We start from the raw sequence: 20151 nt of genomic DNA, 5'->3' as shown, positions 1-20151 counted from the left end.
CTCGTCGTTCCCTGCAAGGGGGCGCACTGCCCACGGAAAGGATCGATTGTGCGACAGCGTTCTCTGGTGATTCTTACCTCCGTTCTGACCACCGGAGCCCTGACACTCACCGCCTGCGGCTCCCGCGACGACAACAGCAAGAGCGGCGACAGCGGCAACGTGACGGTCACGATCGGCGTCGACGCCCCGCTGACGGGCGCGAACTCCGCCACGGGTCTCGGCATCCAGTACGGCGCCCAGATCGCCGTCGACGACGCCAACAAGAACAAGACCGTCCCGGGCGTCACCTTCAAGATCAAGGCGCTGGACGACAAGGCGGTTCCGGCCACCGGCCAGCAGAACGCCACCCAGCTCGTCTCCGACAAGACCGTGCTCGGCGTCGTCGGCCCCCTCAACTCCGGTGTGGCCACGCAGATGCAGCAGGTCTTCGCCACCGCCAACCTGGTGGAGATCTCCCCGTCCAACACCAACCCCGAGCTCACCATGGGCAAGAACTGGCAGACCAGCCCGTCCCGCCCGTTCAAGACGTACTTCCGCACCGCGACCACCGACGCCCTCCAGGGCGCCTACGCGGCGGACTACGCCTTCAACGTCGCCAAGAAGAAGAAGGCCTTCGTCGTCGACGACAAGCAGACCTACGGCGCGGGTCTGTCGAAGATCTTCTCGGAGCAGTTCGCCAAGCAGGGCGGCAAGGTCATCGGCACCGACCACGTCAACACCGGTGACCGCGACTTCTCGACCCTGGTCACGAAGATCAAGAGCTCGGGCGCCGACATCCTCTACTACGGCGGCCAGTACGACGAGTCCGAGGTGCTGACCAAGCAGCTCAAGGACGCGGGCGCCAACATCCCGCTGTTCGGCGGCGACGGCATGTTCACCCCGACCTACATCAAGACCGCCGGCAAGGCGTCCGAGGGCGACCTGGTGACGTCGATCGGTGTCCCGGTCGACACCCTGCCCGCCGCCAAGGACTTCGTGGCCACCTACAAGGCGAAGAAGTACCCCGGTGACTACGGCACCTACGGCTCGTACTCCTACGACGCCACCACCGCGATCATCAAGGCCGTCGGCACCGTCGTGAAGGACGGCAAGATCCCGGACGACGCCCGCTCCCAGATCGTCAGCGCCGTCCAGAGCACCTCCTTCGACGGCATCTCCGGCAAGATCGCGTTCGACCAGTACGGCGACACCACGAACAAGCAGCTGACCGTCTACAAGGTCGTCAGCGGTGCGTGGAAGTCCGTCCAGAGCGGCGTGGCCACCCCGAAGTAACCAGCCACAACACATCGCACCACCAGGGCCGCGCGGCGCAGACCAACCGTCACCGCGCGGCCCGACCTCTACCGCCCCCCTGACTCTCCCCACCACATGGAGGCCATGCGGTGAACACCCTGCCGCAGCAGCTGGCCAACGGGCTGTTCCTCGGCTCGATGTACGGTCTGATCGCCATCGGCTACACGATGGTGTACGGCATCGTCCAGCTCATCAACTTCGCCCATGGCGAGATCTTCATGACCGGAGGCTTCGGCGCCCTCACGGTCTACCTTCTCCTGCCGGACGGCATATCCATGTGGGTAGCCCTGCCGGCGATGCTCATCGGCGGCGCCCTGGCCTCCGTCCTCATCGCCGTCGGCGCCGAACGCTTCGCCTACCGTCCGCTGCGCGGCGCACCACGCCTCGCCCCGCTGATCACCGCGATCGGGCTGTCGCTCGCGCTCCAGCAGGCGGTCTTCAACTGGTACCACGTCGACGGCGACGCCAAGACCGCCCGGGTCTTCCCGCAACTGCCGTTCGGCCCGGTGCACATCGGCTCCGTGACCGTGCAGAGCGGTGACATCTTCCTGATCATCGCCGCGCCGCTGTGCATGGCGATCCTCGCCCTGTTCGTCCGGCTCTCCCGCACCGGCCGCGCCATGCAGGCCACCGCCCAGGACCCGGACACCGCCCAGCTGATGGGCATCGACACCAACCGCATCATCGTCATCGCCTTCGCGATCGGCGGCTTCTTCGCGGCCGTCGCCGGTGTCTCCTACGGCCTCAAGTACGGCTCCGTCTCCTACGACATGGGCTTCATCGCCGGTCTGAAGGCGTTCACCGCGGCCGTCCTCGGCGGCATCGGCAACATCTACGGCGCCATGCTCGGCGGCCTCGTCCTCGGTATCGCCGAGGCCATGGCGACCGCCTACATCTCCAACGTCCCCGGCATGCAGCAGCTCGGCGGTGGCGGCTGGGCCTCCGTGTGGGCCTTCGTCCTGCTGATCCTCGTGCTCCTCTTCAGACCACAGGGTCTGCTCGGCGAACGCGTCGCGGACAGGGCGTGAGCAGCATGACCGACACCACCACCAACGCCCCGGCCGCGGCGGAGCGCGGGCCCGTCCCGCTGCCGCTGTCCGTCGCCCGGCTGCTCGTCGTCGTGGGCGCCGTGGGCACCATCGCCAGCGCCTTCCTCAGCTGGACCTGGACGTCCGACTTCCCTGGCGACCTGACCGTCTACGGCTACCCGGCCGGCCTTCAGATCCTCGCCCTCGTGGGCGGCGCCCTCACCCTGCTGTTCGGGCTCACCCTGTGGGACGTGAAGTGGCTGCGCTGGCTGAACCCGGCGAACAGCACCTCCCCGGTCTTCCTGACGGCCCTGTCGGCGTTCGCCGTCTGCTGGTTCACCGGCATCGCCATCACCGTCGACCTCGGCGGCCTGGTCAACCTCGACCCCGGCGCCTACGTGGCGATGGTGGCCTCCGCGCTGCCCGTCGTCGGCGCCCTCGCGTTGCCCCACCCGGCCCCGGGCACCGGCATCCGCGGCTACCTGACCAAGCCTCAGCTGCCCGCTCCCGGCAAGGCGTCACCGCTCACCGAGCGCATCATCATCACGGTCGGCGTCGCGCTCGCCCTGGTGGCCTTCACCTACGGCATCGGCATCGACAACGACGCGAGCGAGACCTTCATCGGCTACCTGCTGCTGCTCGTCTTCGCCGCCTGGGGCCTGATGCACACCGGCCTCGTCGACCGCTTCGCGGCCACCGCGGCGCACCACAAGGGGTTCGCCTCGACGCTCGCCTTCGTCGCCGCCGTGATCTTCCCCTTCACCCAGAGCGACGACCACAACGCCAACGTCGGCGTGAACATCCTGATCTTCGCCACCGTCGCGCTCGGCCTGAACATCGTGGTCGGCCTCACCGGTCTGCTCGACCTCGGTTACGTCGCGTTCCTCGGTGTCGGCGCCTACGCGGCCGCCCTGGTCTCCGGCTCGGAGTACTCCCGGTTCTCCGGTGTGCACTTCCCGTTCTGGGCCGCCGCCCTCACCGGCATGGCCGCCTCGCTGATCTTCGGCGTGCTGATCGGCGCGCCGACCCTGCGGCTGCGCGGCGACTACCTGGCCATCGTCACCCTCGGCTTCGGTGAGATCTTCCGCATCACCGTCAACAACCTCGACGGCACCTCCGGACCGAACATCACCCGGGGCCCCAACGGCATCACCCAGATCCCGGACCTGAACATCTTCGGGTTCAACCTGGGCGATTCGCACACCGTCTTCGGGCAGAGCCTGGGCCGGTTCGCCAACTACCTGTTCCTGATGCTCATCGTCACGGCGATCGTCGTGCTCGTCTTCACCCGCGCCGCCGACTCCCGTATCGGCCGCTCCTGGATCGCCATCCGCGAGGACGAGACCGCCGCCACCGCCATGGGCATCAACGGCTTCCGCGTCAAGCTGATCGCCTTCGCCCTCGGCGCCTCCCTCGCCGGCCTCGCCGGCACCGTGATGGCGCACGTCAACTACAGCGTGAACCCGCAGCCGTACCAGTTCGCCGGCGCCGCCCCGCCCAACTCGGCCTTCCTGCTGGCCGCCGTCGTCCTCGGCGGCATGGGCACCGTCAGCGGTCCGCTGCTCGGCGCGAGCGTGCTCTACCTGGTCCCGGAGAAGCTCCAGTTCCTCCAGAACTACGAGCTGTTCGCCTTCGGCATCGCGCTGATCGTGCTGATGCGGTTCCGGCCGGAGGGCATCATCGCCAACCGCCGCCGCCAGCTGGAGTTCCACGAGACCGGCCAGCTCGACGTGCCGGCACAGGCGACGCTGAGCGACGATCCGGCCGTCACCAAGGCAGGGGCGTAAGCAACCATGACGACACCTGTACTCGAAGCCCGTGACGTCACGATGCGCTTCGGCGGCCTGACCGCCGTCCGGTCCGTGGACTTCACGGTCAACAGTGGCGAGATCGTCGGCCTGATCGGCCCGAACGGCGCCGGCAAGACCACCTTCTTCAACTGCCTCACCGGCCTGTACGTGCCCACCGAGGGCACGGTCTCCTACCAGGGCAAGGTGCTGCCGCCCAAGCCGCACCTCGTGACGCAGGCGGGCATCGCGCGCACGTTCCAGAACATCCGGCTCTTCGCCAACATGACCGTCCTGGAGAACGTCCTCGTGGGCCGCCACACGCGGACCAAGGAGGGCCTGTGGTCCGCGCTGCTGCGCGGTCCCGGCTTCCGCAAGGCCGAGAAGGAGTCCGAGGCGAAGGCCATGGAACTCCTGGAGTTCATCGGCCTCGCCGCCAAGCGCGACCACCTCGCGCGCAACCTGCCCTACGGCGAGCAGCGCAAGCTGGAGATCGCCCGCGCGCTGGCCAGCGAGCCGGGCCTGCTGCTGCTCGACGAGCCGACGGCCGGCATGAACCCGCAGGAGACCCGGGCCACCGAGGAACTGGTCTTCGCCATCCGGGACAAGGGCATCGCCGTCCTCGTCATCGAGCACGACATGCGCTTCATCTTCAACCTGTGCGACCGGGTCGCCGTCCTCGTCCAGGGCGAGAAGCTCGTCGAGGGCACGTCCGACGTCGTACAGGCGGACGAGCGCGTCGTCGCCGCGTATCTGGGCGAGCCCTTCGAGGGCGATCCCGGTGCGGCGGAGGCCGCCGAGGTCGAGGCCGCGGAGGCCGCCGCGGAGGCGGCGGAGACCGCCGACGCGGCCCCGGTCTCCGACGCGGCCCCGACCGCCGACGCGGAGAGCACCGAGGCGGACAGCACCACCAAGGGAGAGGCCCAGTGACCGCACTGCTGGAGGTCGAGGACCTCAGGGTCGCCTACGGCAAGATCGAGGCCGTCAAGGGCATCTCGTTCAGTGTCGAGGCCGGTCAGGTCGTGACCCTCATCGGCACCAACGGGGCCGGCAAGACGACGACCCTGCGGACCCTGTCGGGGCTGCTCAAGCCGGCCTCGGGGAAGGTCCTGTTCGACGGCAAGCCGCTCAGCGGAGTTCCGGCGCACAAGATCGTCGCACTCGGGCTCGCCCACTCCCCCGAGGGCCGGCACATCTTCCCGCGCCTGACCATCACCGAGAACCTTCAGCTCGGCGCCTTCCTCCGCAAGGACAAGGCGGGCATCGAGAATGACATCCAGCGGGCCTACGACCTCTTCCCGATCCTGGGCGAGCGGCGCAAGCAGGCCGCGGGCACCCTCTCGGGTGGTGAGCAGCAGATGCTGGCGATGGGGCGCGCGCTGATGTCCCAGCCGAAGCTGCTGATGCTGGACGAGCCGTCGATGGGGCTGTCGCCGATCATGATGCAGAAGATCATGGCGACGATCGTCGAGCTCAAGTCCGAGGGGACGACGATCCTGCTGGTCGAGCAGAACGCGCAGGCGGCGTTGTCGCTGGCCGACCAGGGGCATGTGATGGAGGTCGGCAACATCGTGCTGTCGGGGAGCGGGCAGGATCTGCTCCATGACGAGTCCGTCAGGAAGGCCTACTTGGGTGAGGACTAGGTAGTCCGTCGCCTGCGGGCCGGTGGACGGCTGGTCGCGCAGTTCCTCCCCCAGCCTTCGGCCGGGGTACCCCCAGCGTCCCTGAAGGGGCGCTACCCCCGAGCGGCGCTACAAAGGCCCGTGCTCCCTTCTCCGGAGCACGGGCCTTGTCGTATGTGTGTGCGGGTCAGCCCTTGCTGGACTTCTTCTCCTCGCTGTCCGCGATGACCGCCTCCGCGACCTGCTGCATCGACATGCGGCGGTCCATCGACGTCTTCTGGATCCAGCGGAACGCGGCCGGCTCGGTCAGGCCGTACTCGGTCTGGAGGACGGACTTCGCGCGGTCGACGAGCTTGCGGGTCTCCAGGCGCAGGGTGAGGTCGGCGACCTCCTGCTCCAGCTGCCGCAGCTCGTTGAAGCGGGAGACGGCCATCTCGATCGCCGGGACGACGTCGCTCTTGCTGAACGGCTTGACCAGGTATGCCATCGCGCCGGCGTCCCGCGCCCGCTCGACGAGGTCGCGCTGCGAGAAGGCGGTGAGCATCAGGACCGGGGCGATGGACTCCTCGGCGATCTTCTCGGCCGCCGAGATGCCGTCCAGCTTGGGCATCTTGACGTCGAGGATGACCAGGTCGGGGCGGTGCTCGCGGGCCAGCTCGACGGCCTGCTCGCCGTCGCCGGCCTCACCGACGACCGTGTACCCCTCCTCCTCCAGCATCTCCTTCAGGTCGAGCCGGATCAGGGCCTCGTCCTCGGCGATGACGACACGGGTCGTCAGCGGAGGCACATGCGACTTGTCGTCGGGTGCGTCGACTGGCTGGGGCGACTCGGCGGCGGTCACGGGGGCTCCTCGTTCAGGGCAGGGGTACTGCTGACAAGAGCCTACCTAGCTACGGTATGGTGGACGCGCGGAGGGTCGGGGATCACCTTTGATTCTTCGAGCCCCGGTAGCCCAATTGGCAGCAGGCAACGGATTCAAAACCCGTACAGTGTCGGTTCGAGTCCGACCCGGGGCACTTTTCCTTGGATTCCAAGGTCGCGTTATTGCGTGGCCGAAGGGCCTCTCCGCACTGCGGAGAGGCCCTTCGCGCGTTACTTGGGGCTGTCGTCCTCGCCGATGTGGTGCACCCGGACCATGTTGGTGGAGCCGGAGACGCCGGGCGGGGAGCCCGCCGTGATGACGACGACGTCGCCCTTCTGGCAGCGTCCGTACTTCAGCAGCAGCTCGTCGACCTGGTCGACCATCTTGTCCGTCGAGTCGACGTGCGGGCCGAGGAAGGTCTCGACACCCCAGGTGAGGTTGAGCTGGGAGCGGGTGGCCGGTTCCGGGGTGAAGGCGAGCAGCGGGATCGGCGAGCGGTAGCGGGAGAGCCGGCGGACGGTGTCTCCCGACTGGGTGAACGCGACCAGGAACTTCGCGCCCAGGAAGTCGCCCATCTCGGCGGCGGCCCGGGCGACCGCGCCGCCCTGGGTACGGGGCTTGTTGCTCTCGGTCAGCGGCGGCAGGCCCTTGGCGAGGATGTCCTCCTCGGCCGCCTCGACGATCTTCGCCATGGTGCGCACGGTCTCGATCGGGTACTTGCCCACGCTGGTCTCGCCGGAGAGCATCACCGCGTCCGTGCCGTCGATGACCGCGTTGGCGACGTCGGAGGCCTCGGCGCGGGTGGGGCGCGAGTTCTCGATCATCGAGTCGAGCATCTGGGTGGCGACGATGACCGGCTTGGCGTTGCGCTTGGCCAGCTTGACGGCGCGCTTCTGGACGATCGGCACCTGCTCCAGCGGCATCTCGACGCCCAGGTCGCCGCGGGCGACCATGATGCCGTCGAAGGCGGCCACGATGGAGTCGATGTTCTCGACGGCCTGCGGCTTCTCGACCTTGGCGATCACGGGGAGGCGGCGGCCCTCCTCGGCCATGATGCGGTGGACGTCCTCGATGTCCCGGCCGCTGCGGACGAAGGACAGGGCGATCACGTCGAAGCCGGTGCGCAGCGCCCACCGCAGGTCGGCCTCGTCCTTCTCGGACAGGGCCGGGACGGAGACGGCGACACCGGGGAGGTTGAGGCCCTTGTGGTCGGAGACCATGCCGCCCTCGACCACCGTGGTGTGCACCCGGGGGCCGTCGACGTGGGTGACCTCCAGGCAGACCTTGCCGTCGTCGACGAGGACGCGCTCACCGGGGGTGACGTCACCCGCCAGACCCGTGTACGTCGTCCCGCACTGGTGCCGGTCGCCCTCGGCGCCCTCCTCCACCGTGATGACGAAGGTGTCACCGCGTTCGAGGAGTACGGGGCCTTCGGTGAAGCGGCCGAGCCGGATCTTCGGACCTTGAAGGTCCGCGAGCATCCCGACGCTGCGACCGGTCTCGTCGGAGGCCTTGCGGACACGCTGGTAGCGCTCCTCGTGCTCGGCGTAGCTGCCGTGGCTGAGGTTGAAGCGGGCGACGTCCATTCCGGCCTCGACCAGGGCCTTGATCTGGTCGTACGAGTCGGTGGCGGGCCCCAGAGTACAAACGATCTTTGCTCGGCGCATGCTTCGAGCCTAGGCCTTACCGGCGGGTAGAGAATTGGTCGTACATGACGACCCAACAACCTTTGCGTGAAGGCCTATTGACAAGTGTTGAATTGTGCGCCAGTCCGCTCCTATGAGCATCTCGCATTTGTTGAACGCGCCATCGTGAAGTGCGCATCGACCTGAGCCGCCCCGCGCAATTGCGGCAGTTCGAGATCCCGCACGCCATCCCCGCTCGGGCGCACCGGAGTTCACGGTCCAGGTCACCAGATCGCAACCTCCCGGACCTGTTGCCGTCAGCCATGTCCAGGACAGAATCTACGCGCGTCGTTGACCGAATCACGAGGAGACCAAAAGATGCCCTTGAACCGTCGGAAGTTCCTGGAGAAGTCCGCCGCGACCGGAGCGGGCGTGGCGATCGCCGGCGCGGCGGCAGCCCCGGCACAGGCGTCGGTCAAACCCGCCCGGCGCCCCAGGCGGTACTCCCTCACCGTCATGGGCACCACCGACCTGCACGGGCACGTGTTCAACTGGGACTACTTCAAGGACGCGGAGTACTCCGACAAGGCCGGCAACGCGATGGGCCTGGCGCGCATCTCGACCCTGGTCGACCAGGTGCGCAAGGCGAAGGGCCGCCGCAACACCCTGCTCCTGGACGCCGGTGACACCATCCAGGGCACCCCGCTGACGTACTACTACGCCAAGGTCGACCCGATCACCGCCAAGGGCGGCCCGGTGCATCCGATGGCGCAGGCCATGAACGCGATCGGGTACGACGCGGCCGCGCTCGGCAACCACGAGTTCAACTACGGCATCGAGACGCTGCGCAGGTTCGAGGACCAGCTGGACTTCCCGCTGCTCGGCGCCAACGCGGTCGACGCGAAGACCCTGAGGCCGGCCTTCCCGCCCTACTTCATCAAGAAGTTCCACGTCCCGGGCGCCCCGCCGGTCAAGGTCGCCGTCCTCGGCCTGACCAACCCGGGCATCGCGATCTGGGACAAGGCCTACGTCCAGGGCAAGCTCGCCTTCCCGGGCCTGGAGGAGCAGGCCGCGAAGTGGGTGCCGAAGCTGAAGGCGATGGGCGCGGACGTGGTCGTGGTCTCGGCCCACTCCGGCTCCTCGGGCACCTCCTCCTACGGCGACCAGGTGCCGTACGTCGAGAACGCCGCCGCCAACGTCGCCCGGCAGGTGCCGGGCATCGACGCGATCCTGGTCGGCCACGCGCACGTGGAGATCCCGGAGCTGAAGGTCGTCAACGAGGCCACCGGCAAGGCGGTCGTCCTCTCCGAGCCGCTGTGCTACGCCGAGCGCCTCTCCCTCTTCGACATCGAGCTGGTGTTCGGCAAGGGCGGGTGGGAGGTGGAGTCGGTCGCGGCCTCGCTGCTGAACTCCAACACGGTCGCCGACGACCCGAGGATCACCCGGCTCCTGAAGGACGAGCACGCCAAGGTCGTGGCGTACGTCAACCAGGTCGTCGGCACCGCGACCGAGACCCTCACCACGGTCGAGGCCCGCTACCGGGACGCCCCGATCATCGACCTGATCACCAAGGTCCAGGAGGACGTGGTCAAGGCGGCCCTGGCGGGCACGGAGTACGCGGCACTACCGGTGATCGCGCAGGCCTCGCCGTTCTCGCGGACCTCCGAGATCCCGGCCGGCAAGGTGACCATCCGGGACCTGTCGGGCCTGTACGTGTACGACAACACGCTGGTCGCCAAGCTGATGACGGGCGCGCAGATCCGGGCGTACCTGGAGTACTCGGCGGAGTACTACGTCCGGACGGCGGCGGACGTGACCGTCGACGTGGAGAAGCTGACCAACGCGAACGGCCGCCCGGACTACAACTACGACTACGTCTCGGGCCTGCGGTACGAGATCGACGTCGCGCAGGCGGCCGGTTCACGGATCAAGAACCTGACCTACGACGGCGCCGCCCTGGACGACGCCGAGCAGTTCGTGCTCGCGGTGAACAACTACCGCGCCAACGGCGGCGGCGCGTTCCCCCACGTCGCCTCGGCCAAGGAGCTGTGGTCGGAGTCGACGGAGATCCGCACCCGGATCGCGGAGTGGGTGACCGCCAAGGGCGTCCTGGACCCGAAGGACTTCGCGTCGGTGGACTGGAAGCTGACTCGCGACGGCACGCCGGTGTTCTGAGCGGCGCCTGTCACAGGAGGTTGGTCACGGTGTTCTGGATCGCCTCGACGTCTCCCGCCATCGCGGCCGTGGCCTGGACGGCGGGGGCGATGAAGCCCAGCCAGCGCAACAGGGTGGCCCGCCGCGGCTGCTCGCGGCCGAGCTCCGCGTCCACCTGTTCGGCGGCCGCCACCAGTTGGTCTCCGTCCTCGTAGCGGTCCTGGTCACTGCGGAGCCGGTCGAGCAGCAGACGCACCGTGGCCCGCAGTTCGGCCATGGCCGCGTCCCGGTCGGCCCCGGCCGGGACGCCGACGCTCGCCGTGGAGTGGTTGACGGCGACGGCGCTGCCGTCCATGCGCAGGTCTCCGCCCACATGGATACCGCTGTTGTCCCCGGTGCCGTTGTCAGGCATGGCGTCACTTCCCTCGGTTGACGGCCGGGGCGGCAACGGCCGGCGGCGCGCCCGCGCCGCCGGCCGTCTCACCGCGTCGGAAGATCGCGGCGAGGCCGCCGCCGACGCCCACGGCGGAGCCGTTGAGCGTCGCGTTCCCGCCGACGTACAGGCCGGTGTTGTTGATGGTGGTCTGGCGCTGGACCAGTTCGCCGGTGTCTATGTTGTGGTCCTCCATGAACTCCACCAGCGCGTCCAGCACGCGGTGTTCGACCGTCTTGGCGTACAGCTCCCGGTCCAGTTCCTGGAAGTAGCGGTGGTATCGCTGGTCGCCGGCGGCGTCCCTGATGCTGAAGGAGGCTCCGTAGTTGAAGGAGCGGTGCCGTATCTCCCGGGCCTGCCTGCGCTGCTTGCGGGCCTCGATCATGGGTGAGCACAGGCCGGCGACCACCGAGAAGGGCGCCCCGACCAGCAGCCTCGGCGCGCGGACGCCCGCGGCGGTCACCAGAGCCCACCACTGACGGAAGGTGGGGGATCCGAGGAGCCGGTCCGCGATGCGGTACCGCTCCTGGACAGGGGTGAGCAGGGAACTGCTGCCCTCGACGAAGAGCATCGAGCGGTCGGTCAGCAGGGCGCAGCGCACGAAGAGGGTGGCGGCCAGTTCGCCGCTCCAGCCCGTGACCCGGATGGCCAGATAGGGACGGGCGCGCCCCTGGCCGTTCTCGCGCAGCGCGCGCAGCAACTCGGGTGAGACCTTCTCCCTGGGCGGCCCCGCGGTGTCGGGCAGCAGTTCGGCCCGGGTGCGGTCGTCCACCCCGTAGAGCAGGTCCGCGCCGTTGACGAGCAGCAGGTCCTCGACATGGACACCGGGCAGCTTCAGGTCGCCGACCCGCCTGGCGAGGTGTTCGTCGAGTTCGTGGACGGTGAACGGCACGACCTGCCTGCCCTCCTGGGGCCGTGCCGTGTCGAGTACGAACGACCAGGTGCTCATGGGCTGTCCGTAGCCGACGAAGGGCGCGTACGGAGAGTGGACGACGACGTTGCCCCGGTCTCGTTTCTCGATGGCCTCGATGCGCCGTCGGTTCTCGGAGCTGAACGGCTCGGGGGCCTGGTCCGGGGAGAAGTTCTCCCGTTTGAGACGTGCGGCGACCACGCCGTAGTGCACGGTGAGCGATTCGACGGCGACGATGATCCAGGCCGCCAGCAGACCCAGGATCAGGGTCGTACCGAAGGTGATCGGAAGCGTGACGAGGACGACGAGGAACAGCAGGGCGAGCAGGACGTCCCGTCGTACCTGACGGCGCCGGGCGGCGAGGGCGTGCCGCAGTACGCAGCCGAGGTCGACACCGGGCGAGGACGCGACGGCGCGACGCGGTTCCCCGAGGATCTGCTCGACGGCATGCCGGGCGAACGCTGTGTCGGTGTGCACGGCGGCGCACAGGTACCGGGTGATGTCGCGCGCGAAGCGAGGAGCGGAGGCCGCCGGAAGCTGCTGCGGGGGCGGGGGCGGGGCCGGCGTGGGGACGGTGGAGAGGGCCGGGTAGGAGACGGGCGGGGGCGGGCTGTAGTGGCGCGGCTGGGCGTGCCGGGGTGATGCGGCGGGCGGTGCGCCGGTGGACGGCTTGCCCGCGTCCAGCGGATTGAAGACGCGGACGCTGCCGCACTGGGCGCAGGCGGTGTAGTTGCGGTCGTTGGCGGCTCCGCAGCGCGGGCACCGGAGGCTCTGAGGGGTCATGGCCGTCTTTCTCCGCCCGGCGGGCGGGAACTCGCGGTGGGAGGGTTCTGGGCGGAGGCGCAGCTTTCCGGCCGGAAGTACACCGGCGGCGTGGGGTGGTGGGGCCACCGGGAGGCGGGCCGCGAGCCGGACGCGCCGGGTGTGGACGGCTGCGCGCACGTGGTGTGGGGCGTGAGTCGCGAGGGTGCCGGTGCCGGGCCGGATCCCGCGTCGGTCCCGCTCTCCGGGGACATCACACGCAGCAGGGCGGCGGCCGCCACCAGCACGGTGGCGGTGAGCAGGAGCCGGGGGCGCGCGCGGTCCGGCTCCCGGTGCGTCGGCGGGGACACGGCCATCAGTCCATGTACTCCGCCGACACGGTCAGGTACTCCGCGCTCACCGGTTGCTCGGTGAAGCCGGGGGCGGAGCGGGGAATCTGCATCTCGCCGGCTCGTGAGGAGGCGACCAGGGAGTTGAGAAGACTGCCCAGCGCCGCCAGCAGTGCCCGGTCCTGGTCGACGCCGGCGTCGGCGAGGAAGGCTGCCTTCGTGGCCACCCTGCCCAGCACGTCCGGGTTGGCGGCACCGAAGCCGTAGGTGATGACGTGCGGATAGCGGGGCCAGGAGCGGTCCACCAGCCGCCGGAACGCGTCGTGCCAGCCCTCGTCGGTCGGGGCGCCGTCGGTCAGGAGGAACATCACGGGGCGCAGCACGGCCATGCCCATGCCGCGGAGGTCGTCGACGTCCGTCTCGATGCGGCTGCGGACGAGATCGAATGCCGCGGAGTAATTCGTCAGGCCGTTGCACACGACTTCCGGCATCGCCTCGATGCGGTCCAGGTCGGTCATCTCGATGATCAGATGTGCCTCCGTGGAAAACGCGATGAGGGACATGTGTGCGAATTCCGATACGCGCGGACTTTCGGATATCTTCGCGTGGAGTTGAGCGAGGGTCTGGTTGAGCGTGTTCTGGTGCGGCCGCATCGAACTCGACGCGTCGATCACCAGATACGTCGGCAGGCATTTCTGCAGTAGGTGGTAGACGGTGGCGTCACGGCCCGGCGCCGCGTCGTCAGGGATGTTCATGTGCGTTCCTCTTCTTTGTTCGAATTCATGTGGCGTGCCCGCCCGTGCCCCGGCTCCCTTTCAGCGGAGCGCGAGGACGACGAGCGCGGCCACCACGACCGTGAAGAGCACGGCCAGGCCGATCCACGCCCCGGTCCGGTCGTCCTGGGGCTGCCGGGGCCGCCGCGTGGGCCGGGGCGGCACGGGCCGGCCGGTCGACGTGGTCGGATGGGCCGGCGTGGTCGGGTGGGTCGGCGTGGTCCGGTCGGGAGGCCTGGTGATGACCGATTGCAGAGGTTGTGCCGTCACGCTGCGGGTGACGGACGGCCGGGGCGGCAGCGGGGCGCGGGCGACGGGGAACCGGACCAGGGGCCCGCCCGACAGGGCGGCGAGCAGTGCCGAGCTCCGGGGCCTGGCCGCACGGTCCGCGGCCCAGACCATGTCGAGCAGCAGCTCCGCCGCGTCGCGGGGGAGACCGGCGGACGGATCGGCAAGCGTGTGCAGGAGTGCGGGGAGGCTGCGGACACCGGTCAGGCAGCGGGCGGTCAGCAGCGCGACCCGGTAGCGGTCGGTGCACAGATCGGCGGCGGCCTCCGGCCGGGCCAGGTGGTCCTCCCACCCCGGCTGGTGGATGTCGGGGGCGGTCTCCTCCCCACACCCGTCGATGTCGATGAGGTGGACGGAGTGGTCGGTCGGGCTCCAGAAGGCGTTGGCGTAGTTCCAGTCGGAGTAGACGAATCGACGCTGCTCCAGCGCGGCGGCGATCCCGACCAGCGAGCGGCAGGCGGTGAGCCGTTGCTCCGCTGTGGGCGGGGTGCCGTTGCGGGCCAGCCGCAGGTCGGGAAGGGCGAGGGTGTCGATCTCCCGGAACCCTCCGCTCGGGGAGCGAAAGGCGTCCGGCGCCAGCGGGATGAGGCAGCCGATGGTCGCGTCGGCACGGCCGGTGACCCGGGCGACGGGCCATGAGGTGCGGGCGAGCAGCACCTCCCGGGCGGGACGTCCGGCCCCGGTGTCCGAGCGGCCGAAGGCGACGAGCCGGTCCAGACGGTGTGCGTCCGTGTCGGCCAGCGGTGTCTTGTACCGCTTGAACAGCAGGTCCGGGCCGGTCTCGGCTCCGGTCAGGCGGGTCACCTCGGAACTCTGGCCGTTGTCCGTGGCGATCTGTTCGCCGAGTGTGCCGAGCGCGGTCAGCGGCGTCACCGGAGGAATCGCCCGCGCCCACGGACGCGTCGTCACGACGACCGCCCCTCCCCGGCCCCGGACGGCCGGGCGCGGGCCACGGGATCGACCCAGACGGTGATGGCCGTACGGTCGTCCAGGAAGCGTTCGGCGTCGAAGCCGATGTCGTTCAGATACGAGGCGACGGGCAGCGGCCGCCGCCAGCGGTCCGCCAGGTAGGAGTTGAGTTCCCCGAGGGTGGCGAGGCCGTCGCCGACGCCGTCGGACACCAGCGAGACCACGTCGCCGGGGCGTACGGCGAGCCGGGTCTCGCGCACCGCGAGCGGGTCGCCGGGCAGGGTGTGGGCGACCGCGTTGGAGTCGTAGCCGCCCGCATCGCCCTTGCGGTCGCCCGCGGTGTAGTGCCAGCGGTCCCCGGCGAGCTGCCACAGGGAGGCGTCCCCGAGCCAGGCCGCCCACAGGGTGCGCTCGCCGGACGCGGTCAGCGGCCGGGTGGGGATCACCGCGGTGAGCAGGACCGCGCAGACGTCCGAGGGGGCCAGGCCACGCCGTCCCGCCTCGTGCCGCATCGCCGTCGCGGTCTCCTCGAAGAGCTCGGTGGCCCGCAGCCGTGCCGCGCCGCCGGGTTCGTCGAGTCTGCGCCTGAGGAGGTTGACGGCCGTGCCGGCCGCCACCGCCGCCCCGAGTTCCGCGTGGGCGCTGCTGGAGACCCCGTCGGCGAGGGCCAGCAGCAGGTGGTCGCCCCTGGTGTCCCGTGCGATGCGGTAGGCGTCCTGACGCGCCGTCGCCGGTTCTTCGCAGCGGTGCCCCGGACCGACCAGCGAGGCAGCCCGTACGGCGAGGTCGCCGAGGTGTGCCTCGTCGGCCGCGACGCCGGGCGTGCCCGGCCGGGTCGGCAGCAGCCAGGGCAGCCGCTGTGCCTTCGAGCCCGCTCCGAAGCGTGGCACGTGCCCGGTGGCCGGACTCCGCTGAACGCATGTGGTGGGTGACGGTTCCTCGTCCACCACGAGCGGCTCGGGCCGAGGCGCGGGCGTGGGTGTCGGGACTGGCCACGGCACCGGATTCGGAGTCGGTGCCGGATTCGGATTCGGAGCCGGTGCGGGAACCACGGTCGTTCCGCTCGTCCCCGTGCGTATCCCCAGAAAGGTGAACCCGGCGGCCGCCAGAGCCAATAAATCGATCACAAATCGAAAGAACAGATCGCCGGCCTGGAAATAGATCACGAGGAATAGAACCCCGAAAAGAGATATTGCCCAGACCAGACGCCCCCGTTGCAGCGACATACCGCGAAGGTAGCAGCGCGCAGAGGCACGAGGGAGGGGAAAGGCATATTCTGGTCGCCTTTTTTGCTCCCCCTCCCGCGATTCACTATTCGCACGCGCCCCTGGCGGTAATAGCCGATGCCAGAGTTTCAGGAGGTTATGGTCTGTCGACAAGCGGGGTGATGACCTTGGTCTGCCGGGCCTGCGGCACGGACGTCGCACGCTGTTCCAGGCCGAAGCTGGTGAAGGCCGTGCGCGCGGGCAGCGGGTAGGGGTCCTTGCCCGTCAGGGTGTTGAGGATGGTGGCGCTGCGCCAGGCGGCCAGGCCGAGGTCCGGGGCGCCGACGCCGTGGGTGTGGAGTTCGGCGTTCTGGACGTACGCCGTTCCGGTCACCGACGGGTCGAGGACGAGCCGGAACCGCTCGTCCACGCGCGGGCGTTCGCTGTTGTCCCGGCGCAGGTAGGGGTCGAGTCCGGCGAGCAGGCGGCCGAGGGGGCGCTCGCGGTAGCCGGTGGCCAGGACGACGGCGTCGGTGGTGAGCCGGGAGCGGGTGCCCTGCTGGACGTGTTCGAGGTGGAGCTCGACCTTGGTGGTGGCGACGCGTCCGGCGGTGCGGACCTGGACGCCGGGGGTCAGGACGGCCTCGGGCCACCCGCCGTGCAGCGTACGGCGGTACAGCTCGTCGTGGATGGCGGCGATGGTGTCCGCGTCGATGCCCTTGTGCAGCTGCCACTGGGCGGCGACGAGCCGGTCCCGGACGGGCTCCGCGAGGGCGTGGAAGTAGCGGGTGTAGTCGGGGGTGAAGTGCTCCAGACCGAGCTTGGAGTACTCCATGGGCGCGAACGCCTCGCCGCGCCCGATCCAGTGCAGCTTCTCGCGGCCGGCGGGCCGGTTGCGCAGCAGGTCGAGGAAGACCTCGGCGCCGGACTGCCCGGAGCCCACGACGGTGACGTGCTCGGCGGCGAGGAAGGCCTCGCGGTGGTCGAGGTAGTCGGCCGCGTGGACGACCGGGACGCCCGGGGACTCCACGAGGGGCCTGAGCGGGTCGGGCACATGGGGGACGGTCCCGACCCCGAGCACGACGTTCCTCGTGTACGTACGGCCGAGCGACTCGGCCTCGCCCTCGGCGTCGAGCCGGGTGAAGTCGACCTCGAACAGGTCGCGTTCGGAGTTCCAGCGGACGGCGTCGACCTGGTGGGAGAAGCAGAGTCCGGGCAGGCTCTCGGCGACCCAGCGGCAGTAGGCGTCGTACTCGGCGCGCCGGATGTGGAAGCGCTCGGCGAAGTAGAAGGGGAAGAGCCGGTCGCGGGCCTTGAGGTAGTTGAGGAACGACCAGGGGTTCGCGGGGTCGGCGAGGGTCACCAGGTCGGCGAGGAACGGGACCTGGATGGTGGCGCCGTCGATCAGGAGCCCGGCGTGCCAGTCGAAGCCCGGACGCTGCTCGTAGAAGACGGCGTCGAGTTCGGCGAGCGGGTGGGCGAGTGCGGCGAGGGAGAGGTTGAACGGTCCGATGCCGACGCCGACCAGGTCGCGGGGTGCTTCGGGCTCGTGGCGTGGGGGGTTGGGCGTCGAGCTCATTGCGGCGTGGTTCCTTCCACGAGTTTCAGGAGGAGGGCCAGTTCGTCCGGCCGGGTGTGGGGGTTGAGGAGGGTGGCCTTGAGCCAGAGCCGGCCGTCGAGCCGGGCCCGGCCGAGTACCGCCCGGCCGTCGTGCAGCAGCCTGCGCCGTACGTCGGCGACGTCGTCGTCGGTGGCTCCGGTGGGGCGGAACAGCACCGTGCTGATGTTCGGCCGGTCGTAGAGCTCGAAGGCGGGGTGCTCGCGGACCAGGGCGGCGAACTCCCGCGCGCGGGCGCACACCTGGTCGACCAGCGCGCCGAGTCCGGTGCGGCCCAGGGTCTTGAGGGTGACCGCGATCTTGAGGACGTCGGGGCGCCGGGTGGTGCGCAGGGAGCGGCCGAGCAGGTCGGGATAGCCGGCCTCGGTGTCGTCGTCGGCGTTGAGGTAGTCGGCGTGGTGGTGGAGGACGCCGAGCTCGCCCGGGCGGGCGACGGCGAGGAGGCCGGCGGCGACCGGCTGCCAGCCGAGTTTGTGCAGGTCGAGGGTGACGCTGTGGGCGCGCTCCAGGCCGGCCAGCTTGTCCCGGTGCCGGTCGCTGAAGGCGAGGCCGCCCCCGTAGGCGGCGTCGACGTGCAGCCGGGCGCCGTGGGCGGCGCAGAGCCCGGCGATCTCGGGGAGCGGGTCGATGAGCCCGGCGTCGGTGGTGCCGGCGGTGGCGGCGACCAGCAGCGGCCGGGGCAGGTGGGTGAGGGCGGCGTGCAGGGCGGCCGGGTCGAGGGTGCCGTTCGGGGCGGGGACCACGACGGGGTCGGGCAGGCCGAGCAGCCAGGCGGCGCGGGGCAGCGAGTGGTGCGCGTTGGCCCCGCAGACCAGCCGGAGGCCACCCCCGAGAGCCTCGCGGGCGAGGAGCAGCGCGAGCTGGTTGGACTCGGTGCCGCCGGTGGTGACCACCGCGTCGGAGAGGCCGATGGTGTGCGCGAGGGTCCGGGTGACCAGGGCTTCCAGGGCGGCGGCGGCCGGGGCCTGGTCCCAGGAGTCCAGGGACGGGTTGAGGGCGCTCGCGGCGAGGTCGGCGGCGGTGGCGACGGCCAGCGGCGGGCAGTGCAGATGCGCCGCGCACAGCGGGTCGGCGGGGTCGGCGGCGCCCTCGGCGAGGGCGGTCACCAGGGTGCGCAGGGCGTCGGGGTCGCCGTCGTCCGGGAGTACGTCCCCCACGGCGTCCGCGACCCGCTCGGCCACCGCCTCCGGTCCGCCGGCGGGCAGCGGTCCGCCGCGCGCCCGGCCGCCCGCGCGCAGCGCGTCGAGCACGGTGTCCAGCAGAGGCCGCAGGGCGTCGGGGCCCTGGGGTCCGGATGCGAGAGGCGGCATGCTCATGGGATCTCCTCGGGGCGCCGGCCGAAAGGGGTTGTCCAAAGGGGTTGTCCGCGGGGGGAGTTCCAGTTTGTACGGGATTAGGTCTGCGCGCCCTCAAAGTTCAACGATCGAAACCCGAAAGTGGGTACTGCCGTGCGGGGAAAACCTGTCGGGGCGGTGCGCCCCGGGCGCGTCGGAGCAAGCGGTGAAAGGGCGTTGAGACCGGGGCTGACCGGGGTTAACGTCGGTCGCGTGGTTGACGCGTGGATGATCGACGTGCCCGGTGAGCGGGTGCTGGTGCGGGAACCGCGGCCCGCGGACGAGGCGCCGCTGCTGGACCTCTTCGAGGCCTGCGAGGACTGGTTCGTGGCGGCGACCGGGCTGCCGTCGGGGCCGGGCGACGTGCAGAGCCTGTTCTACGGGCTGCCCGAGGGCGCCGACCCCGCCGACAAGGTGCTGCTGGTGCTGGAGCGGGACGGGGTCGTCACGGGCCTGGTGGACGCGGTACGGAACCATCCGCTGCCCGGCGCGGTCGCGGTGGGGATGTTCCTGCTGGCGCCCTGGGCACGCGGCCGGGGGCTCGGGCGGGCGCTGGCCGAGTCGCTGCTCGCGCATGCCGAGGGGGTGTCCCTGGTGACGGCGTCGGTGCCGCCGGGCTGGCGCTCCGGGGAGTGCTTCCTGGAGCGCCTGGGCTTCACGCTGGGTGGGGAGACGCCCGGGACGGCCGGGGTGGGGAACCGGCGGGCGGGGCCGCGGGAGGGCGGGGTGCGCCGGGCGGAACTGCGGCTGACCGCGGGCTGACGGGGCCGGTCGGGGAAGCAGGGACATCACAGGCGGAAGTCGGCCGCGTGGTCGGCGGCCCACTGCCCGAAGGTGCGGGAGCAGGACGACCTGGCGCACCCCGGCCGTGCGGGCCGCGTCCAGGAGTGCGGGCAGTCGCCCGCCGGCGCCCTGGACGCAGAGGAAGAGCTTGGTCGCCCCCGCGAGCAGCGGGGCCGGGTCGTCCGGCCGGAACCGCACGACCTCGGCCTTGTCGGGCAGGCCGGCCGTCTCCGGGGCACGGGTGAGCGCCCGCACGGGCTGTCCGCCGGCGACGAGACGTGCGACGAGGGCGCGGCCGACGTTGCCGGTGGCACCGGTGACTACGATCACGGGTTTCTCCCTGGGGCTCTGGTGGTTCTCCGGCACCGAGCCCAGGAGCGGCGGCCGGTCCCCGCATCGTGATGGGGGACCGGCCGCGCCCGTGTCGTCGTACGTC

The 20151-nt window shown here is 70.4% G+C and carries 16 protein-coding genes, 1 tRNA gene and 1 pseudogene; 8 read left to right on the top strand and 10 right to left on the bottom strand.

Translation table 11 applies throughout. The features are described from left to right. The first annotated feature begins 63 nt into the window (after positions 1-63). The 5 genes from ABT137_RS09520 to ABT137_RS09500 all read left to right on the top strand — a co-directional run bounded on the left by ABT137_RS09520 (position 64) and on the right by ABT137_RS09500 (position 5751). The gene (locus ABT137_RS09520; protein WP_351705801.1) at positions 64-1272 is read left to right on the top strand and encodes a branched-chain amino acid ABC transporter substrate-binding protein; all 1209 of its coding nucleotides are present in this window, start codon (positions 64-66) and stop codon (positions 1270-1272) included. 110 nt (positions 1273-1382) lie between these two features. After that, positions 1383-2321, top strand: a complete 939-nt coding sequence (locus ABT137_RS09515) for a branched-chain amino acid ABC transporter permease (RefSeq protein ID WP_351705070.1) — start codon at positions 1383-1385, stop codon at positions 2319-2321. A gap of 5 nt (positions 2322-2326) precedes the next feature. Then, complete coding sequence (locus tag ABT137_RS09510; RefSeq protein WP_351705798.1) at positions 2327-4108, top strand: branched-chain amino acid ABC transporter permease; 1782 nt, start codon at positions 2327-2329, stop codon at positions 4106-4108. A 6-nt stretch (positions 4109-4114) separates the two neighbouring features. Further along, positions 4115-5038 carry an ABC transporter ATP-binding protein gene (locus ABT137_RS09505; protein ID WP_351705067.1) on the top strand — a complete coding sequence of 308 codons (924 nt, stop codon included), beginning with the start codon at positions 4115-4117 and terminating at the stop codon, positions 5036-5038. Beyond that, a complete protein-coding gene (locus ABT137_RS09500; protein ID WP_351705064.1) occupies positions 5035-5751 on the top strand; it encodes an ABC transporter ATP-binding protein in 717 nt (238 codons plus the stop codon). The genes ABT137_RS09505 and ABT137_RS09500 overlap by 4 nt, the downstream gene beginning before the upstream one ends. Before the next feature lie 166 nt (positions 5752-5917). On the opposite strand, the gene ABT137_RS09495 is transcribed toward ABT137_RS09500, so the two are convergent. Then, the gene (locus tag ABT137_RS09495) at positions 5918-6571 is read right to left on the bottom strand and encodes an ANTAR domain-containing response regulator (protein ID WP_351705061.1); all 654 of its coding nucleotides are present in this window, start codon (positions 6569-6571) and stop codon (positions 5918-5920) included. Between the two features lie 100 nt (positions 6572-6671). Here ABT137_RS09495 and ABT137_RS09490 point away from each other — a divergent pair. After that, positions 6672-6746: transfer RNA gene (locus ABT137_RS09490), tRNA-Leu, on the top strand. A 76-nt stretch (positions 6747-6822) separates the two neighbouring features. Here ABT137_RS09490 and pyk read toward each other — a convergent pair. After that, the gene (gene pyk, locus ABT137_RS09485) at positions 6823-8259 is read right to left on the bottom strand and encodes a pyruvate kinase (RefSeq protein ID WP_351705058.1); all 1437 of its coding nucleotides are present in this window, start codon (positions 8257-8259) and stop codon (positions 6823-6825) included. A 336-nt stretch (positions 8260-8595) separates the two neighbouring features. Here pyk and ABT137_RS09480 point away from each other — a divergent pair, with 336 nt between their 5' ends. Then, positions 8596-10392, top strand: a complete 1797-nt coding sequence (locus ABT137_RS09480; protein WP_351705055.1) for a bifunctional metallophosphatase/5'-nucleotidase — start codon at positions 8596-8598, stop codon at positions 10390-10392. A 10-nt stretch (positions 10393-10402) separates the two neighbouring features. On the opposite strand, the gene ABT137_RS09475 is transcribed toward ABT137_RS09480, so the two are convergent. The 7 genes from ABT137_RS09475 to ABT137_RS09445 form a co-directional block, all read right to left on the bottom strand. After that, positions 10403-10783 (bottom strand): hypothetical protein, encoded by a 381-nt coding sequence (locus ABT137_RS09475; RefSeq protein ID WP_351705052.1) that lies wholly within the window; start codon positions 10781-10783, stop codon positions 10403-10405. Between the two features lie 4 nt (positions 10784-10787). Next, on the bottom strand, positions 10788-12497 hold the full coding sequence (locus tag ABT137_RS09470; RefSeq protein ID WP_351705049.1) for an AbeC-like domain-containing protein: 1710 nt from the start codon (positions 12495-12497) through the stop codon (positions 10788-10790). Positions 12498-12831: 334 nt separating this feature from the next. Continuing rightward, positions 12832-13560, bottom strand: a complete 729-nt coding sequence (locus ABT137_RS09465; protein ID WP_351705046.1) for a vWA domain-containing protein — start codon at positions 13558-13560, stop codon at positions 12832-12834. Between the two features lie 60 nt (positions 13561-13620). Next, positions 13621-14775: a hypothetical protein gene (locus ABT137_RS09460; RefSeq protein ID WP_351705043.1), complete on the bottom strand. Its 1155-nt coding sequence runs from the start codon at positions 14773-14775 to the stop codon at positions 13621-13623. Then, the gene (locus ABT137_RS09455; protein ID WP_351705040.1) at positions 14772-15665 is read right to left on the bottom strand and encodes a protein phosphatase 2C domain-containing protein; all 894 of its coding nucleotides are present in this window, start codon (positions 15663-15665) and stop codon (positions 14772-14774) included. The genes ABT137_RS09460 and ABT137_RS09455 overlap by 4 nt, the downstream gene beginning before the upstream one ends. Positions 15666-16137: 472 nt before the next feature. Next, complete coding sequence (locus ABT137_RS09450) at positions 16138-17559, bottom strand: lysine N(6)-hydroxylase/L-ornithine N(5)-oxygenase family protein (RefSeq protein WP_351705037.1); 1422 nt, start codon at positions 17557-17559, stop codon at positions 16138-16140. Continuing rightward, positions 17556-18914, bottom strand: a complete 1359-nt coding sequence (locus ABT137_RS09445) for a pyridoxal phosphate-dependent decarboxylase family protein (RefSeq protein ID WP_351705034.1) — start codon at positions 18912-18914, stop codon at positions 17556-17558. Before ABT137_RS09445 ends, ABT137_RS09450 begins: the two co-directional genes overlap by 4 nt. 231 nt (positions 18915-19145) lie before the next feature. Here ABT137_RS09445 and ABT137_RS09440 point away from each other — a divergent pair, with 231 nt between their 5' ends. Continuing rightward, positions 19146-19694, top strand: coding sequence for a GNAT family N-acetyltransferase (locus ABT137_RS09440; protein WP_351705031.1), 549 nt, complete (start codon positions 19146-19148; stop codon positions 19692-19694). Positions 19695-19769: 75 nt separating this feature from the next. Here ABT137_RS09440 and ABT137_RS09435 read toward each other — a convergent pair. After that, positions 19770-20045: pseudogene (locus ABT137_RS09435) on the bottom strand (SDR family oxidoreductase); the annotation flags it as partial. Positions 20046-20151: the final 106 nt, after the last annotated feature.

The organism is Streptomyces sp. NPDC001980 (assembly GCF_040296885.1).
Classification (GTDB): domain Bacteria; phylum Actinomycetota; class Actinomycetes; order Streptomycetales; family Streptomycetaceae; genus Streptomyces.
This window is presented reverse-complemented; position numbering and strand designations above follow the sequence as displayed.

Coding starts and splice junctions, on each gene's coding strand:
- ABT137_RS09510 (WP_351705798.1), top strand. CDS start 2,327: ATGACCGACACCACCACCAACGCCCCGGCCGCGGCGGAGCGCGGGCCC.
- ABT137_RS09505 (WP_351705067.1), top strand. CDS start 4,115: ATGACGACACCTGTACTCGAAGCCCGTGACGTCACGATGCGCTTCGGC.
- pyk (WP_351705058.1), bottom strand. CDS start 8,259: ATGCGCCGAGCAAAGATCGTTTGTACTCTGGGGCCCGCCACCGACTCG.
- ABT137_RS09480 (WP_351705055.1), top strand. CDS start 8,596: ATGCCCTTGAACCGTCGGAAGTTCCTGGAGAAGTCCGCCGCGACCGGA.
- ABT137_RS09475 (WP_351705052.1), bottom strand. CDS start 10,783: ATGCCTGACAACGGCACCGGGGACAACAGCGGTATCCATGTGGGCGGA.
- ABT137_RS09470 (WP_351705049.1), bottom strand. CDS start 12,497: ATGACCCCTCAGAGCCTCCGGTGCCCGCGCTGCGGAGCCGCCAACGAC.
- ABT137_RS09465 (WP_351705046.1), bottom strand. CDS start 13,560: ATGAACATCCCTGACGACGCGGCGCCGGGCCGTGACGCCACCGTCTAC.
- ABT137_RS09450 (WP_351705037.1), bottom strand. CDS start 17,559: ATGAGCTCGACGCCCAACCCCCCACGCCACGAGCCCGAAGCACCCCGC.
- ABT137_RS09445 (WP_351705034.1), bottom strand. CDS start 18,914: ATGAGCATGCCGCCTCTCGCATCCGGACCCCAGGGCCCCGACGCCCTG.